We start from the raw sequence: 15,780 nt of genomic DNA, 5'->3' as shown, positions 1-15,780 counted from the left end.
CGGGTCGTGCGTCAAGCTCGGGGGCGCTTACTCAACTCTCACCCGTTCGGGCGGATGAAAGTAACGATCGCATAAACACTATCCTGCTCCGCCTGAGAATGCCATGAGTTCGTCACCTTTTCGCCTGCGAAGACGGGTCGCCGATCAGGGCCAGCAGGCGGTCGTGCACACCAACGCCGCCGGCGATCACCATCGGCCGCGACGAGTCGGCGTCGATCCGGGAGAACTTTCCGCCCGCTTCGGTGACGAGCAGGGCACCTGCGGCGATGTCCCAGGGCGCCAGCCCTCGCTCGAAGTATCCGTCGAGTCGACCGGCGGCCACGTAGGCGAGATCGAGCGCGGCAGCCCCCATGCGCCGGAGGTCGCGCGCCATGGGCATGACGCTGCGTACCGTCGCCAGATCTCCTTCGTGCGTCGCCGGGTCGTAGCCGAACCCCGTGCCGAGCAGTGCGCCGGCTGCTGCCGAATCGGTCGTGACCGCGAGACGTGTGGAGCCCAACCAGGCGCCGTGTCCGCGCACGGCGGTGAAGAGCTCGTCGTGCACCGGTGCGAACACCGCTCCGGCGAGCGCCTCCCACGCGTCAGGATCGGCGCTGCCGCGGACGGCGGCGATGCTCACGTTGTACGCGGGAATGCCGTAGGCGTAGTTCACCGTTCCGTCGATCGGATCGACGACCCACGTGATGTCCGTGTCGCCGATCTCGGCCCCGGATTCCTCGCCGAGGAAGCCATCACCCGGGCGCTCGGCGCGCAATCGGGCGCGGATCAGCGCTTCGACCTCACGATCGGCGTCGGTGACGATGTCGGCCAGCGTCGACTTCGTCGCCGCGAGATGCACGCCCTCCTGGCGACGGCGCCGCGCGAGACCGCCGGCCTCGCGGGCGATGTCGGCGGCGAGCTCGCCGAGGTCGCGTTCCAGGCTCACTGCGGAGCCTGGGGACCCTGCGGAGCCGAGGGAGGAGGAGGCGGAAAAGCCATGTGATCGCCGGGAGCCGCCGGAGCCGGGGGCACCGGCGGAGTGGGAGGCACCGGCGGTGCCGGCGGAACCTCAGGGGCTGCCGGCACCTCGGGCGCTGCCGGCACCTCGGGCACCGACGGAGCCTGGACGCTCGGCGCCACTGCCGGCACGACGGGGAACTGCTCGGCCGATGCGAGGGCGAACGGCTGCTGCTGCGGCTGCTGAGCGGTCGGGTAGCCGGTGTAGTACGCGTTCCAGTCGGGCTGACCGTCGGCGAGAACGGGAAGCGGGGTGATGCCGTCTGCATAGGTCGGCCATGCCGGCGCCTGAGCCGGAGCGGCCGCGGCGAACGCCGGGCGCTTCTTCGGCGCGAACAGTGCGTTGAGCAGCGGAATGAGCGTGGTGCCCACGGCCGCCAGGATCGTGAGCGCCACGACGATGCGCCAGTACAGCTCGACGTAGTCGAACGAGTGCGGGAAGGTGAGGAAGAAGACGAGCATGCCGACCAGAGCCGTGAGGAAGACGACCGTCAGGATGTAGATCACGCGGGTGAATGTCGTCACGTGGCGCTGCGCGGCAGGCGTGAAGATGCGCACGTGCAGCAGCGCCAGCTGCAGGATGCCGACCACCAGCAGCAACTGGAAGAACCGCTCCGCTCCCCCGAAGTCGTCGCCATCTTCGGGGAGCCAGATCTTCACGGCGCCGACGAGAAGCGCGACGATCCACGTGACCATGCTGGACAGCGCCAGCCAGTCCGGCCGGTTCGGCGCGAGTCCTGCCTCGAGGATCGCGATCCCGGCGAAGCCGGCGAGCAGGAGGATCGTCAGGAATGCGCGGCCGATCAGACCGTCCTGATCTCCGATCAGCACCCAGATGACGCAGACGATGGCCGCAGCGATCAACGCGCCGATCGCGATCCAGATGGCGCCCCTGATGAGCAGGGACGTGTTCTTCTTCTCGGCCTTCGCGGTATCCGACTGGGACATGGCGATCCTCTCGTTGAGCGGCGGTGCCTTCATCCTCGCACGCACGGGCCGCGGAACCGAGGTCGCCGTCCCGCCTGTGGAAAGTTCCCCTGCGGCCGGATCAGCCCTGCCGGCTCAGCGGGCCTTGGCCGACGCCGCCGCGAAGGCGGTGATCCGCGCCTGCGCGTCGGCCGTCTCCATGAAGGCCCCGATCGATCGAGCCTCCTCGCTCAGCTGCTCGGCGAAGGTCCGCTGCGGCTGCGAGCGCACGAGCCACTTCGCCTGCCCGTAGGCATCGGCCGCGCCGGCCAGCCAGAATCGGGTGATCTCCTCAGCGCGCGCACGCACCTGCTCGGCCTCTGCCGCGGCATCCGTACCCGTGATGACCTCGGCGATCAGGCCCCACTGCTGCGCCTCGTCGGCGGTGAGGAGCCGGTCCTGCAGCACGAGCTGGAGTGCACGGCGCTCGCCAACGGCCCTCGCGAGCTGCGCGGAGACCGAGAGGTCGGGCGTCAGGCCGATGTTCGCGTACAGACTGCCGAGGCGGGAGCGCGAGCCGACAACGGCGTAGTCGCTGCAGAGCAGGATGCCGAGTCCGCCACCCGCGGTCGTGCCGTGTGCCGCCGCGACGACCGGGATCGTCGATTCGGTGAGCGAACGGATTCCGGCATTGATCACCTCGGCGAGCGCGGTGATGTCGGCGCCGGAGCCCATCGAGGTCGCCATGTCGATGACGTCGCCACCCGCGCAGAACGCGGGACCGGCGGCGTCGAGCAGGATCGCCTTGACGTCCGTCCTCGATGTCGCCTCGGCGGTGACGTCGCGCCAGGCATGTGCGAGATCTGCGTTGAACGCATTGAGCCGGGACGGACGGTTCAGCGTCAGTCGCGCCATCCCATCGGTCACCGAGAACAGGATGGCATCGCTCATGGCGTCTCCTTCGAGCACAGGACGGATGCCTCCAGCGTAACCGCGCTCACTCCTGCTCGAGCACGCGGGAGATGAACGCCTCCATCCGGCGTCGGGTGCCGTCGAGGCGGATGTCGACCTGGCCCGCCGCCCGGATCTCGTTCGGAGCGAGCGGATGCGCAAGCCGAACGCTCTCGTGGCAGGACAGGTCGGCGCAGAGATAGGTGCCGACGGAGTCGCCGCGTGCGCCCGCGTCACCGGCGCGGCCGGCGGAGAACAGCGCCACCTGGTTGCCCGGCTGCATCGTGTGACAGATATTGCACATGCCGGAGCGCCCGCGCCCGGGATCGGAGGCGCGCAGCACCACACCGACAACACGCCCCTCGTGCTCGATCAGCACGTATCCGCGGCGGACGGCGGCCGGATCACGCCACGCGAAGAAGTCGAGATAGTCCCAGTCGACGAGCATGAAGTCGTGCGGCATCGCCATGACGCGCAATTCGTCGGCATCCGCATTGACGAACGACGCACGGACGTCGGCTTCGGTGAGCGCTCGCATCGCTCCAGTCTAGGAACCCGGTCACCCTGACGTCGCCGCGGCGTCAACGGCCGCAGTCGAGCGATCGCGGATGAGGAAGCCGAACCCGAAGGCGATGAAGAACATGAGCACGCCGTAGACCGCGGCGGGAAGACTCAGCTCGACCGACCCGAGCACGGATTGGGCGATGACGATCGCGAGCGTGGCGTTGTGGATGCCGATCTCGAACGATGTGGCCACGGCCTGGCGTCTGCCGACCTTCAGCCAACGCGGGACGAAGAACCCGATCGACAGGCTGATCAGGCAGAAGAGCACCGTGATGAGCGCCAGCTGCGTGAAATTCGCGACGAGCAGCGCCCAGTTCGATGCCACGGCACCGGCGATCACGACGATGAGGATGACCACGGAGGCGATCCGCACCGGTTTGTCCATGCCGTCCGCGAAGGAGGGCCACAGGCGACGGATCAGCATTCCGACCGCAACCGGGAGCAGGACGATGGCGAAGACCTCGAGCGCCTTCGCCCACTGCAGCCCGAGCTGGTTGTCGAACGGCTGGAAGTACGCGATCGCGAAGTTCGTGATCAGCGGCAGGGTGATCACCGCGATCACCGAGTTCACCGCGGTCAGGGAGATGTTCAGCGCGATGTCACCGCGGAACAGGTGGCTGTAGAGGTTCGCCGTCGTGCCGCCAGGCGAGGCCGCGAGCATCATCATGCCCACCGCCAGAACCGGTGGCAGTTGGAACAGCAGCACGAGTCCGAAGCAGATGCCCGGCAGCAGGATGAGCTGGCAGATCAGCGCGACGATCACCGCTTTCGGCTGCTTCAGCACCCGCGCGAAGTCGGCGAGGGTGAGGCTGAGCCCGAGGCCCAGCATGATGATGCCCAGTGCCACAGGCAGTCCGATGGTGGTCAACGCTGATCCCATGGCACTCAGTGTGGCGGATGCAGGGTCTCGGTGTCACGCACCGTCGGTCGACACGCCGGATCGTAGCCGCCGCGGCGGCTACGCTCGATCCATGTCGATGGATCGCCGCACCGAGACGCGCCTGAGCAGCATGGGACGAGGGTTCGAGATCGTCCGCGCGCTGGGCGCGCTGTCGGACCGCGGCGACACCGCAACCGTGCAGAGCATCTCTCGAGAACTGGACCGCGACCGCTCACAGGTCTCTCGGACTCTGTCCGCCCTCTTGAACCTCGGATTCGTCGTCCGCGATGCCGACCTCGCGTACTCGCTGTCCTGGAACTGGTACGCGACCGCCCAGGAGCTCACCGATCAGCGTCTACAGACCGTCGGGATGACGACGCTGGATGCGCTCGCAGCCGACCTCGGTCAGGCGTGCTTCCTGAGTGTCCTGCAGGGCGACAGCACCGTGACGATTCTGGAGAGCATCCCGGCGGACTCCCGCATGATCGGCTCGTGGCGGGGGCGCGCCTACCCGGCGTTCTGCAGCGACGCGGGGCGCGCGGTGCTCTGGGATGCCACCGATCACGAGATCCGCGCGGTGTTCTCGGCCACAGAGTTCGTCAGCCCCGGACCGAACGCTCCCGCCTCCGTCGACGACTTCATCGACCGCCTGCGTCAGGATCAGGAGCGCGGATACACGATCGTCGATCAGGAGGCAGAGCCGGGACTGTACTCCGTGGCCGCGCCCGTCTGGGACTTCCGCGGCGAAGTCATCGCGGCGATTCAGGTCGTGGGCGAGCGGGAAGCATTGCGCGCGAGAACACCGGAATACGGTGCTTCCGTGCGGAGTGCAGCCGATGCCCTCTCACAGCGTCTCGGCGCAGCACTGCGGTGACGCGCGCGGCCGTCAGCGGCCGTCGGCCGCGGCACTCAGCTGCTGCGCGGCTTCGCTGAGGCGCGCTCGCACCTCACGGGACGCGCCTTTGTCTCGATGCGCACCGGCAAGGGCGAGTGAGGCGATGACCGCCCCGCCCCGCCGAATGGGGAGCGCGAACTCGTCCACGCCACCGACGTACTCCTGGCTCGCGGCGATGAATCCGTTGGCGCGGTCGCGGTCGAGTCGCGATTGCACCTCGGCGACCGAGCGGGCGGATGCCGGCCCGCCGACGCCGACGAACTGCACGTCGTCGAGCAGCTCCTGCAGGCCTTCTCGAGAGTGATCCCATAGCAGCGCCCGGCCGGCACCCGTGCACCAGATGGGTGCGACGAGTCCGGGCCGGAGCGAGCGGTCGGCCGCGGCGATCGCCTGCTCATACCGAAGAAGCACCGCTCGGGGACCGTCGGCGACCGCGATCACGGCCGTCATCCGCAGGTGCGACGCAAGAAACCTCAGAACCTCACGGGAGCCCTTCAGCCACGCGGTGTTCAGCGTCGCCGCGGTGCGGAAGTACTCCGGCCCCGCGGCGAGCAACGCGGATTCGCTGCGTTCCAGGTACTCCAGTTCCCGCAGCTCCTGGGTCAGTCGCGAGACGCGACTCCGCTCGATGCCCGTCGCATCCGCGAGTCGGGACGCGTTGTGGCCCAGGCGGCGCAGTCGCTCCTGGCTGATCGCGGCATCCAGCAACGCCAGACCTTGCGTGAGAGAGGATGCACTCATCTGCTGCGCACTCCCCTCTCCCCTACGAGCTCGTCCGGTCGGCTCATCCTATCCAGCGGTCGGCGCGGGACTCTCGGCAGGAGTCGCCCCCAGGCTGTGTAGAGGTCAGCGGCGATCTGACCCGTGAACCGCTCGATATCGACAGCCGTGATGGCGTCACGACCCTGCGCACCGTAGGCGACGACCTCGTCGCCGACACGCACCTCGGGGATGTGCGACACGTCGGCGAGAAATGTGTTCATCGCGAGCTGGTCGACCACCGGTGCTCGCCGCCCGTGCACGAGGACCTCGGCCCGGCCGCCGAGACTCCGGTGGTATCCGTCGGCGTATCCCAGGGGCACGACGGCGAGTGTCGCCTCCTCGTGCAGGCGGTGGCGGCGTTCGTATCCTGCGGTGCTCCCGCCCGGGTAGGTGTTGAGGGCCGCGATCGAGGAGACGAGGCGCATGGCCGGGCGCAGCTCTCCGCCGAGCGCATCGGTATCGCCGTAGAGCGCGGCTCCGATGCGGACCAGATCGAACCGCGTGCCCGGCTCGTAGAGCGCAGCGTAGGTGGTGGCGCAGTGACGCTGCGGCGACGATGCGGGATCGAGGCGGCCGACGAGCTCACGAGACTCCCGGTCGAACCTCGCTGCTCCTTGGCGAACGTCTGCACGATCCTCGCAGGGGAAGTGCGAGCAGACTCCGACGACATCGAAGGCCGGATGCCGCAGGACGCTCTGCACGACTTCATCGGAGAGTCCACCGCCCGCCTCGATGCCGTCACGGCTCAGACCGGTGGAGTTGAGGGAGATATGAACTCGGATCCGCCGCGCTCGTTCTCGGGCCACGTTCGCGATCACGCGCGCGTGCTCGACGCCGCCGACCCACTCTTCGATCCCGTACCCCACACCTTCGTCGATCTCCTCGCGAACCCCGGCTCGCAGACGCAGCAGACGGCCGGTGAATCCGAACGAACGGGTGAGCCGCGCCTCGTCATTCGATGTCACGCCGATCATGGTGACGCGATTCGCGATCAAGAGGGGCACGACGAGATCGACACCGTGCCCGTACGCGTCTGCTTTCACGACCGCGCAGAACTCGACGTGGTCGCCGAGTTCTGCGCGGATCGTGCGAAGGTTGTGGCCGATCGCCTCGGTGTCGACTTCGACCCATCCCGCTGACGCGGGTCGCGTCACTCAGACGCTCCGGCGCCGACCGGCGCCGCCGAGGCGTCATCCGCCTGGCGCTTGCGGCCATGTCGCCACCAGAAGTACAGGTAGCACGCTCCGACGAACGGCACCCCGAAGTACAGCGCCGCGACCTGATTCGGGTCGAACGCGATCGCCACGATCGAGATGAACAGAAGCGCGAAGGCCACGATCGGCAGAGCGGGGTAGAGCGGCGTCCGGTATGCCAGCGTCTTGATATCGCCGCCGTCTCGCACGAAAGCGCGCCGGTGGAAGAACTGCGACGCCACGATCGACATCCACACGGCCACGACCGCGAACCCCGCGATCGAGACGAGCACCAGATACACCGTTCCCGGCGCGATGATGCTCGTGAGCAGGGAGACGAGTCCGATGAGGATGCTCACGGTGAGCGCGACGATCGGAACTCCGCGCTTGGTGAGGTACGCGAGACGCTGGGGCGCATGCCCCTCCTCCGCCAGCGAGAACAGCATGCGCGCGCAGGAGAAGAGTCCGCTGTTGCCGGCGGAGAGAAGTGCGGTGATGATGACGAAGTTCATGATGTCGGCCGCGAAAGGCACGCCCACGTACTCGAAGACGTCCACGAACGGGCTGCTGGTCACGCTGGCCTGCTCGTAAGGAAGGATCGCGGCGACGACGGCGATCGCACCGACGAACAGGACCACGAGGCGCAGGACCGTCGAGCGGAGGGCCTTCGGGATGTTCTTGGCAGGGTCCTTCGTCTCACCGGCCGCGACGCCGATGAGCTCCGAGCCGCTGAAGGCGTAGAAGACGGCGAGCGCGGTGACGATCACGCCGCTGAAGCCGCCGGGGAACAGACCGTCGGGTGTCTCGAAGTTGCTGAACAGGATCGCCGGCGGGTGTTCTGCGGACAGCGGCGTGATGCCGAAGATCGCGGCGCCGCCCAGCACGATGAGACCGACGATGGCGACGACCTTGATGAGCGAGAACCAGAACTCGGCCTCGCCGAAGACGCGCGCCGAGATGGCGTTGAGCAGGAACAGCACCGCCGCGAAGATCAGGCACCACAGCCACACCGGAACTGCGGGGAACCAGCGCTGCATCAGGATTCCCGATGCGGTGAACTCCGAGCCGAGCGCGACGACCCAGCACAGCCAGTACAGCCAGGCCGTGGTGAAGCCGGTCGCGGGGCCGATCGAGCGGGCCGCGTAGATGTGGAAGGCACCGGAGACGGGATACGCGATCGCCAGTTCACCGAGACAGGCCATCACGAGATAGACGACGAGCGCGCCGATCAGATAGGCGATGATCGCGCCGAGGGGGCCGGCCTGCGAGATCGTGTATCCGGAGCTGAGGAACAGCCCCGACCCGATCACACCGCCGAGGGCGATCATGATCAGGTGCCGCGCGTCCATCGACCGTTGCAAGCGGCGCAACGGTACCTGTGTCGCGGTCGTGTGAGGCAGGGCGTTGGGGAGTTCTTTCTCCCCGGCTACAGGAGCCATGCAGTCTCTCAATCCAAGCATTGGCGTGCGTTATCGACACGCTGTTGTGTCGATCTTGCACGGATTCGGGTATGGCGGGACGCTACATGCCGTCGGCTTCCACCGCAACCCCGGTCACCGAAAACGACAACCGCAGCCGTCGGGATTGCGATTCTGACACCGCGACGGCCGTTCTGGCAGGTCGGTGTGCCGTTCTGGAAGGCGCGGACTGACAGGGCTCCATCCGACGATGGATGCCTACCCGTTTTGACGAAGGAGCACCCGTGAACCACCATGATCTCGCCCTCATCGGCTTCGGAGGCGTCAACCGCGCTCTCGCCGAGATCATCCGCGATCGAGGCGAGGCGCTCGCCGATGAACTCGGATTCACACTTCGCGTCGTCGCCATCACCGATCTCCGATTCGGTTCGCTCATGCAGTCCGACGGCATCGATCTGGACCACGTGCTGAAGATGCCCTCGAACGCGAGTTTCGAGGGCATGGCGGGAGGCGCGGCGATGCCGAACAACGATCACGTCATCCGGCAGTCATCCGCCGACATCATCGTCGAGGCCACCTTCACGAACCCGGTCGACGGGGAGCCGGCGATCTCCCACGTCCGCGCGGCCCTCGAAAGCGGCAAGAGCGTCACAACGACCAACAAGGGACCGGTCGCCATCGCGCGCGCCGCGCTCAACCGCCTCGCCGACGAGAACGGCGTCCGGTTCGAGTACGAAGGATCAGTGATGAGCGGCACGCCCGTGCTGCGGTTCGGCCGCGAGACCATGAGCGGCCTGAGGATCAACGCGATCCAGGGCATCCTGAACGGCACCAGCAACTACGTCCTGGGCAAGATGGAGGGCGGGATGACTCTGCAGGCCGCCGTCGCCGAGGCGCAGGAACTCGGATACGCCGAGGCCGATCCGACTGCGGACATCGAAGGATCCGATGTGCAGCTGAAGGTCGTCATCCTCGCCAACGAGCTGCTCGGCGCCGACCTCACGACCGCAGACGTCGAGCGCCGCGGGATCAGCTCGCTCAGCGCCGCCGACATCGTGCAGGCCGCGGCCGAAGGGAAGCGCTGGAAGCTCGTCGGATCGGTGACGCGCGACGCGTCAGGCACGGTGACCGCAGCGGTGGAGCCGATGGCACTGGCGCCGGAGCATCCGCTGGCCGGAATCTCGGGTGCCACCAACGCGATCGCGTTCAGCACCGACCTGCTCGGAACGGTCACCGTCTCCGGGCCCGGCGCGGGCCGCTGGGAGACCGCGTACGCCCTGCTCTCCGACATCATCGCCATCGACGCCCACCAGCGCGCGCTCGTCGGGGCCGGGCTGTGACCGCCGTGCTCGCACCCGCCGAGCTCGCCGCCGATCGACTGTCGGTGTTCGACCCGTTCACCGGCGAGCAGCTCGGACAGGTACCGCTGAGCACGCCGGCCGATGCGGACGCGATCATGGAGCGCGCGCGCATCGGTGCGTCACTCTCGCGCGATCTGTCCAAGTTCGCACGTCACCGCATCCTCGATCGAGCCACGCGCCTCCTCGGCGAGCGCGCCGAGGAGGCCGCCTCGCTCGTCATGCGCGAGGCAGGGAAGACGATCACCCAGGCGAAGAAGGAAGTGCAGCGAGCCATCACGACGATGTCCCTCTCCGCAGAGGCTGCGCGTGCCGCCGATGGTGAGGTGATCCCGTTCGATGCCTACGAGGGATCGGAGAACCGGCGCGGGTGGTTCACGCGCGAGCCGCTCGGCGTCATCGTGGCGATCACGCCGTACAACGACGCGCTCAACCTCGTCGCCCACAAGATCGGTCCGGCCATCGCCGGGGGGAACTCCGTCATCCTCAAGCCGTCGCAGTTCACGCCGCTCACGGCCCAGCTGCTCGTCGACGTGCTCATCGACGCCGGGTTGCCGGACGAGATCGTCACTGTCGTCCATGGCGACCGACACCTCGCGCAGGCTCTGATCGGAATCCGGGACGTGCGCATGGTGTCTTTCACCGGCGGATTCGCGACGGGCGAGGCCATCGCCCGAGGCGCAGGGCTCAAGAAGCTCGCGATGGAGCTCGGCGGCAACGCCCCGGTGCTGGTCTTCGCGGATGCCGACATCGACGCCGCCGTCGACGCCTGTGTCTCCGGTGCGTTCTGGGCCGCCGGGCAGAACTGCGTCGGCGCGCAGCGCATCCTCGTCGAGCGGAGTGTCTACGTGGAGTTCCGCGACCGATTCGTCGCCAGGACGTCGGCGCTGCGCGTCGGCGATCCCGCCGACCCCCGCACCGATGTCGGCGCGATGATCTCAACCGACTCGGCGATGCGCGTCGAGCGCATGGTCGACGATGCCGTGAGCGCCGGGGCCAACGTCCTCACCGGTCATCGCCGCGAGGGATCGGTGTACTGGCCGACCGTCGTGGAGAACGCGGCGTTGAGCTGCGAACTGTGGCGCGAGGAGGCTTTCGCGCCCGTCGTCGCTCTGACCGCATTCGATACCGAAGACGAGGCGATCGCGCAGGCGAACGACATCGAGTACGCACTGCATGCGGCAGCTTTCACGTCAGAACTCGGACGCGCGCTTCGCGTGGCAGAGCGTCTCGAGGCCGGCGGCGTCATGATCAACGACTCCTCCGACTACCGCATCGACAGCATGCCGTTCGGCGGCGCCAAGTACGGGAGCATGGGCCGCGAGGGCGTTCGGTTCGCCTACGACGAGATGACCCAGCCGAAGGTCATCTGCATCAACACCTGAGGACTTCCCTGGCGCGCGTCAACGTCGGTCGACGACGCGCGTCAGGGAGACCGAGGTCACGGTGTCGGCCACACCGGGCAATGCGGCGATGAACTCCCAGACCTCGCCGATCCGATCCATGGAATCCGCCTCGAGCGTCACCAGCAGATCGAAGTCCCCGCTGAGGATGTCGCACCGGCGCACTTCGGGGATCTGGGCGATCTCGGAGATCACGCCCCCACCGCGCATCCGATCGGCCCGATAGACCATCACGATCGCCGAGACTCCCGTTGCAGCGCTTTTCCCGCGGACGACGGTGTAGCCGGCGATCGTGCCCTGACGCTCCATCCGCTCGATCCGCTGCTTCACGGCGTTGCGAGAAAGATGCACGCGCGCCGCGAGCGCAACGAGAGGCGTTCGCGCGTCGTCAGCCAGTTGCGACAGGATCTGCCGATCGACCTCGTCGAGAGGAAGTCGCTCCATCACGTCTCCAATGTGCGGTATCAGCAATTGCTTGTGTCTATTATGCACACTAAGCTGAACGGCATCCACTGTTCGGTGAACTGTCTTCGCCGCACGGACACACCCGGAGGAGACTTCATGAGCACACGTCCAGACCGCACGGACCCGTCGACGCTGTCCGACATGAGCGCCGCGGTGCACCTCGGCAATCGACTCGACTCGACCAAGGCGCTCCGCACACCGCTCGTGATGGCCAATTCGTACGAGCTTCCTGACGACCCGAGCGAGATCAGTTGGTCGGCCACTGCGCCGGGCCTCTACACGCGGAACACGGGCGTGAACCAGGCAGCGCTCGAGCACAAGCTGGCCGCTCTCGACGGCGCTGAAGATGCGGTCGCTCTCGCCTCCGGTGTGGCCGCCCTTCATGCCGTCTTCTTCACGCACGTCCGCGTCGGAGACCACGTCGTCGTCAGCGATGTGACCTACGAAGCGACCTGGAGGTTGTGGACGGAGCTCCTCCCCGGTCGCTACGGCATCGAGGCGACCTTCGTCGACATCGGCGACCTCGACGCCGTCCGCGCGGCGATGCGTCCGGAGACCAAGCTGGTCTGCATCGAGGCGATCGCGAACCCGACGACCAAGATCGCGGACGTGCGCGCGATCGCCGAAATCGCGCATGCGGCCGGCGCGATCCTGATGGTCGACTCGACGTTCACCCCGCCGCCGTTCTACCGCCCCCTCGCCGACGGAGCCGATCTCGTCGTGCATTCACTGACCAAGTACATCAACGGCCACGGCGATGCGATGGGCGGTTCCGTGGCGGGGCGTCACGAACTGATCCAGCCGATCAAGGCGGATGCGATGGTCGACGTCGGCGGGATCATCTCCCCGTTCAACGCCTGGCAGATCCAGCGAGGCTCAGTGACGCTCCCCCTGCGCCTGCAGCAGCACTTCCGCTCCGCCGAGCGGATCGCGCACTTCCTCGCCGCCGACCCTCGCGTGGAGTACATCTACTACCCCGGCCTTCCCTCGCATCCGGAGCATGAACTCGCCGAGCGCCAGTTCGGCGGCCGCGGCTTCGGAGGGATGATCGCGTTCGCGGTGAAGGGCGACGCCGATCGACAGAACCGGTTCGTCGCCAATCTGCGGCTGATCACCTCGGGGTTCTCCCTGGGACACGACGACTCGCTCATCGTGCACACGGGCACCGAGGGCGGACGCGTGGCCACCTACCCCGAACCGTTCCGGGTGCACGGCCATCTTCGGCTGTCCGTGGGGCTCGAGGATGCGGATGACCTCCTCGAAGATCTCCGCGCGGCGCTGGATGCGACGTTCGGCGCCGAAGACGGCTAGAGACTCGGACCCGCCGAGACGGCAGGCGATTGCATCTCCCCGATGAAGTTCGAGGCAAGTGCGCTTCTCATCGTCGAGGCATCCAGATACTTGCCTGCGAGATAGCCGAGCTTGCCCAGCGCGGCTTCCACGGTCATATCGCCGCCGCTCAAGACTCCGACGCGGGCCAGCGCAGACCCGACCGCGTATCGCGAGAGGTCGACGGAGCCGGTCTGGCACTGCGTGACAGCGACCACGGTGGTTCCCCCATCGATCGCCGCACCCAAGTCGTCGAGGATGCCTGGGGTGCTGACCGGTGCAGTTCCCGCGCCATAGCATTCGAGGATCAGACCGTCGGGGTAGCACGCAAGAGCGGCCCGCACCTGTTCGGAGGCCATGCCCGGGAACACGCTCAGGACGCCGACTTTTCGAATGGCACTGACCTCGGCCTCTGTGAAGCGATCGGCGACCGCGTACGCCAGCGACGAGTCGACCACCGGCGCGAGAGCCCGAGGGGAGGCGAATCCTGACCTGCTCTCGCTGGAGTACTTGCTCACACGGACGGCCGGATGCAGCTGGTGGTCGAATGCCACCCACGTACCGCCGGTGATGGTGCCGGAAAGCACATCCAGTGCGAACTCGAAGTTCGACGGCGCGTCGCTGCCCGGGAGATGAAGCGGGAGCTGAGATCCCGTGAAGACGATGGGAACCCGGAGGTCAGCAAGCTCGAATGCCATCCGAGCCGCCGTGTAGGCCAGGGTATCCGTGCCGTGGATGACGAGCACACCCGTGTATGTCTCCTCACAGTCCGCGGACTCGAGCTTCATCCGGATCTCGGCAGCCCAGTCGACCATCGTCTGCTGGGTCGCTTCTGCGCTGTCGATGACGCACTCCGACTTCACGAACGCCCAGCGAGATCTCGTGCGGCGCTGCGCGTCATACCCAGCGACGAGAGAGGCGATCTCCGCTCCGAGGTCATCTGTCGCCTCCAACCCGGACCCCAGGTCCCGCATGCCGAAGGTGCCGCCGGTGTACACGACGAGCAGGCGCCTCTCATTCACGAGATTCCTCACCGGCGGGCAGGTCGCTCGCGTCTCCCAGCTCGATCATCGCATCGGGGTTGATCCGATCGCGGATGACGAACCAGCCGATGATCAGTGCCACGACGATGAGCGCGAAGACCGCCAGGGTCAGCCTTCCGACGTTCGCATCCATCGCCATCAGCACCACGACCATGACGAGGAAGACGAGGGTCACGATATTCGTCACAGGGGCCAGCGGCAGGCGGAACGTCGGGCGCTCCACTTCTCCCCGCTTGACCTTCCGCAGGAACAGCCAATGGCAGATCATGATCGACATCCAGGTGCCGACGATGCCGATTCCGGCGAGGTTGAGCACGATCTCGAATGCCCGTTCCGGTACGAAGAAGTTCAGAATCACCCCGGCGACGCCGATCGAGGCGGTGATGAGGATTCCTCCGTAGGGGACACCGGCCTTGTTCAATCGCCTCGCGAATTTCGGTCCCGTTCCCGCCATCGCCATGGAACGCAGCGTTCGTCCCGTCGCGTAGAGGCCGGCGTTGAGGCTCGACATCGCAGCTGTCAGCACGACGACGTTCATGATGTCGCCCGCGCCAGGGATACCGATCGCGTTCATCACGGTGACGAACGGGCTCTCCCCCGCCGAGTAGGCCGTCCAGGGCATCAGCAGAGTGAACAGGACGACGGAGCCGGCGTAGAAGAGGATGATCCGCCACATGATGGAATTGACGGCTTTCGGGATCACGGCCCGAGGATTCTCCGACTCTCCGGCGGCCACTCCCACCAGCTCTGTCCCGCCGAATGCGAAGACGACCCCGAGCGCGATGATGAACATCGGCGCGATTCCCATCGGGAACAGCCCGCCGTTGTCCGCAATCAAGGCGATGCCGGGCGTGTGACCGTCGATCTCGGTTCCCGTGACGATCAGGAAGATGCCGATGATCCCGAACAGAACGATCGCGCCCACCTTGATGAGGGCGAACCAGTACTCCATCTCGCCGAAGACCTTCACCGAGATGACGTTCATGGCGACGACGATCGCCAGGGCGATCAACGCCAGCACCCACTGCGGGAAGGCGACGAACATCGACCAGAAATGCACATACAGGGCGACGGCGGTGATGTCGGCGACCACGGTCGTCGACCAGTTCAGAAAGTACAACCACCCGACGGTGTAGGCGCCCTTCTCCCCCATGAACTCCCGGGCATACGAGACGAACGCGCCCGACGAGGGGCGGTACATGACGAGCTCGCCGAGGGCACGCACGACGAAGAACGCGAACGCGCCGCAGACGATGTACACGATTGCCAGCGACGGCCCCGCGAGTTCCATCCGGCCGCTCGCACCCAGGAAGAGCCCCGTGCCGATGGAACCGCCGATGGCGATCATGTGCATGTGCCGACGCTTGAGTCCCTTGGTGTATCCGGCGTCACCGATGTCGACGTGCCGCGATGTCGGGCTCTTGAGTTGTAGAACGTCTTCGTTCTCGGCCATGACGTGCCTTTCGATTCATGAGCAGATCAATGCATCCACCTCATCGCGGATGCACTCGACCCACCGGTCACGTGCTGTCTGGCTGTCAGACAGGTTTGTTCGGATCAGTGTAGGCGGGCTCGATCGCGAGCACAAGCACGACGTACGGTCCACCGCTCCGTATC

General features: G+C 66.9%; 15 protein-coding genes. 4 read left to right on the top strand and 11 right to left on the bottom strand.

Features of this window, described 5'->3' with window-relative positions:
- Window positions 1-112: 112 nt before the first annotated feature.
- The 5 genes from MRBLWH12_RS18405 to MRBLWH12_RS18385 form a co-directional block, all read right to left on the bottom strand.
- Window positions 113-925 (bottom strand): inositol monophosphatase family protein, encoded by an 813-nt coding sequence (locus MRBLWH12_RS18405; protein WP_363551247.1) that lies wholly within the window; start codon window positions 923-925, stop codon window positions 113-115.
- Complete coding sequence (locus tag MRBLWH12_RS18400) at window positions 922-1,944, bottom strand: hypothetical protein (protein WP_363551245.1); 1,023 nt, start codon at window positions 1,942-1,944, stop codon at window positions 922-924. The genes MRBLWH12_RS18405 and MRBLWH12_RS18400 overlap by 4 nt, the downstream gene beginning before the upstream one ends.
- A gap of 114 nt (window positions 1,945-2,058) precedes the next feature.
- Window positions 2,059-2,853, bottom strand: coding sequence for an enoyl-CoA hydratase/isomerase family protein (locus MRBLWH12_RS18395; RefSeq protein ID WP_363551243.1), 795 nt, complete (start codon window positions 2,851-2,853; stop codon window positions 2,059-2,061).
- A 46-nt stretch (window positions 2,854-2,899) separates the two neighbouring features.
- Window positions 2,900-3,391, bottom strand: coding sequence for an FBP domain-containing protein (locus MRBLWH12_RS18390; RefSeq protein WP_363551242.1), 492 nt, complete (start codon window positions 3,389-3,391; stop codon window positions 2,900-2,902).
- Window positions 3,392-3,412: 21 nt separating this feature from the next.
- Window positions 3,413-4,297: a bile acid:sodium symporter family protein gene (locus MRBLWH12_RS18385; RefSeq protein ID WP_363551241.1), complete on the bottom strand. Its 885-nt coding sequence runs from the start codon at window positions 4,295-4,297 to the stop codon at window positions 3,413-3,415.
- A 91-nt stretch (window positions 4,298-4,388) separates the two neighbouring features.
- Here MRBLWH12_RS18385 and MRBLWH12_RS18380 point away from each other — a divergent pair, with 91 nt between their 5' ends.
- The gene (locus MRBLWH12_RS18380; RefSeq protein ID WP_363551239.1) at window positions 4,389-5,171 is read left to right on the top strand and encodes an IclR family transcriptional regulator; all 783 of its coding nucleotides are present in this window, start codon (window positions 4,389-4,391) and stop codon (window positions 5,169-5,171) included.
- A gap of 12 nt (window positions 5,172-5,183) precedes the next feature.
- Here MRBLWH12_RS18380 and MRBLWH12_RS18375 read toward each other — a convergent pair whose 3' ends face one another.
- From MRBLWH12_RS18375 to MRBLWH12_RS18365, 3 genes are read right to left on the bottom strand one after another with little or no spacing between them, the layout of a single operon-like run.
- The gene (locus MRBLWH12_RS18375; protein WP_363551237.1) at window positions 5,184-5,933 is read right to left on the bottom strand and encodes an IclR family transcriptional regulator domain-containing protein; all 750 of its coding nucleotides are present in this window, start codon (window positions 5,931-5,933) and stop codon (window positions 5,184-5,186) included.
- Window positions 5,930-7,108 carry an alanine racemase gene (gene alr / locus MRBLWH12_RS18370; protein ID WP_363551235.1) on the bottom strand — a complete coding sequence of 393 codons (1,179 nt, stop codon included), beginning with the start codon at window positions 7,106-7,108 and terminating at the stop codon, window positions 5,930-5,932. The genes MRBLWH12_RS18375 and alr overlap by 4 nt, the downstream gene beginning before the upstream one ends.
- Window positions 7,105-8,586 carry an amino acid permease gene (locus tag MRBLWH12_RS18365; protein ID WP_363551233.1) on the bottom strand — a complete coding sequence of 494 codons (1,482 nt, stop codon included), beginning with the start codon at window positions 8,584-8,586 and terminating at the stop codon, window positions 7,105-7,107. Before MRBLWH12_RS18365 ends, alr begins: the two co-directional genes overlap by 4 nt.
- Before the next feature lie 263 nt (window positions 8,587-8,849).
- Here MRBLWH12_RS18365 and MRBLWH12_RS18360 point away from each other — a divergent pair, with 263 nt between their 5' ends.
- On the top strand, window positions 8,850-9,905 hold the full coding sequence (locus MRBLWH12_RS18360; RefSeq protein ID WP_363551231.1) for a homoserine dehydrogenase: 1,056 nt from the start codon (window positions 8,850-8,852) through the stop codon (window positions 9,903-9,905).
- Window positions 9,902-11,308 carry an aldehyde dehydrogenase family protein gene (locus tag MRBLWH12_RS18355; RefSeq protein ID WP_363551230.1) on the top strand — a complete coding sequence of 469 codons (1,407 nt, stop codon included), beginning with the start codon at window positions 9,902-9,904 and terminating at the stop codon, window positions 11,306-11,308. The genes MRBLWH12_RS18360 and MRBLWH12_RS18355 overlap by 4 nt, the downstream gene beginning before the upstream one ends.
- A gap of 18 nt (window positions 11,309-11,326) precedes the next feature.
- Here the strand turns inward: MRBLWH12_RS18355 and MRBLWH12_RS18350 are convergent, their stop codons facing one another.
- Window positions 11,327-11,770, bottom strand: a complete 444-nt coding sequence (locus MRBLWH12_RS18350; RefSeq protein ID WP_363551228.1) for an Lrp/AsnC family transcriptional regulator — start codon at window positions 11,768-11,770, stop codon at window positions 11,327-11,329.
- Between the two features lie 117 nt (window positions 11,771-11,887).
- On the opposite strand from MRBLWH12_RS18350, the gene MRBLWH12_RS18345 reads away from it, so the two are divergent.
- The gene (locus tag MRBLWH12_RS18345) at window positions 11,888-13,102 is read left to right on the top strand and encodes a trans-sulfuration enzyme family protein (protein ID WP_363551227.1); all 1,215 of its coding nucleotides are present in this window, start codon (window positions 11,888-11,890) and stop codon (window positions 13,100-13,102) included.
- Here the strand turns inward: MRBLWH12_RS18345 and MRBLWH12_RS18340 are convergent.
- Together MRBLWH12_RS18340 and MRBLWH12_RS18335 are read right to left on the bottom strand one after the other, a co-directional pair.
- The gene (locus tag MRBLWH12_RS18340; RefSeq protein ID WP_363551226.1) at window positions 13,099-14,142 is read right to left on the bottom strand and encodes an asparaginase; all 1,044 of its coding nucleotides are present in this window, start codon (window positions 14,140-14,142) and stop codon (window positions 13,099-13,101) included. The genes MRBLWH12_RS18345 and MRBLWH12_RS18340 overlap by 4 nt on opposite strands.
- Window positions 14,135-15,616 (bottom strand): amino acid permease, encoded by a 1,482-nt coding sequence (locus MRBLWH12_RS18335; protein ID WP_363551225.1) that lies wholly within the window; start codon window positions 15,614-15,616, stop codon window positions 14,135-14,137. The genes MRBLWH12_RS18340 and MRBLWH12_RS18335 overlap by 8 nt, the downstream gene beginning before the upstream one ends.
- Window positions 15,617-15,780 lie beyond the last annotated feature (164 nt).

This window comes from Microbacterium sp. LWH12-1.2 (genome assembly GCF_040675825.1).
In the GTDB taxonomy this organism is placed as follows: domain Bacteria; phylum Actinomycetota; class Actinomycetes; order Actinomycetales; family Microbacteriaceae; genus Microbacterium.
This window is presented reverse-complemented; position numbering and strand designations above follow the sequence as displayed.

Bases quoted from the DNA above. Each gene is read 5' to 3' on its own strand.
- MRBLWH12_RS18400 (WP_363551245.1), bottom strand. From the start codon at position 1,944: ATGTCCCAGTCGGATACCGCGAAGGCCGAGAAGAAGAACACGTCCCTG.
- MRBLWH12_RS18395 (WP_363551243.1), bottom strand. From the start codon at position 2,853: ATGAGCGATGCCATCCTGTTCTCGGTGACCGATGGGATGGCGCGACTG.
- MRBLWH12_RS18390 (WP_363551242.1), bottom strand. From the start codon at position 3,391: ATGCGAGCGCTCACCGAAGCCGACGTCCGTGCGTCGTTCGTCAATGCG.
- MRBLWH12_RS18385 (WP_363551241.1), bottom strand. From the start codon at position 4,297: ATGGGATCAGCGTTGACCACCATCGGACTGCCTGTGGCACTGGGCATC.
- MRBLWH12_RS18380 (WP_363551239.1), top strand. From the start codon at position 4,389: ATGTCGATGGATCGCCGCACCGAGACGCGCCTGAGCAGCATGGGACGA.
- MRBLWH12_RS18375 (WP_363551237.1), bottom strand. From the start codon at position 5,933: ATGAGTGCATCCTCTCTCACGCAAGGTCTGGCGTTGCTGGATGCCGCG.
- MRBLWH12_RS18365 (WP_363551233.1), bottom strand. From the start codon at position 8,586: ATGGCTCCTGTAGCCGGGGAGAAAGAACTCCCCAACGCCCTGCCTCAC.
- MRBLWH12_RS18350 (WP_363551228.1), bottom strand. From the start codon at position 11,770: ATGGAGCGACTTCCTCTCGACGAGGTCGATCGGCAGATCCTGTCGCAA.
- MRBLWH12_RS18345 (WP_363551227.1), top strand. From the start codon at position 11,888: ATGAGCACACGTCCAGACCGCACGGACCCGTCGACGCTGTCCGACATG.
- MRBLWH12_RS18335 (WP_363551225.1), bottom strand. From the start codon at position 15,616: ATGGCCGAGAACGAAGACGTTCTACAACTCAAGAGCCCGACATCGCGG.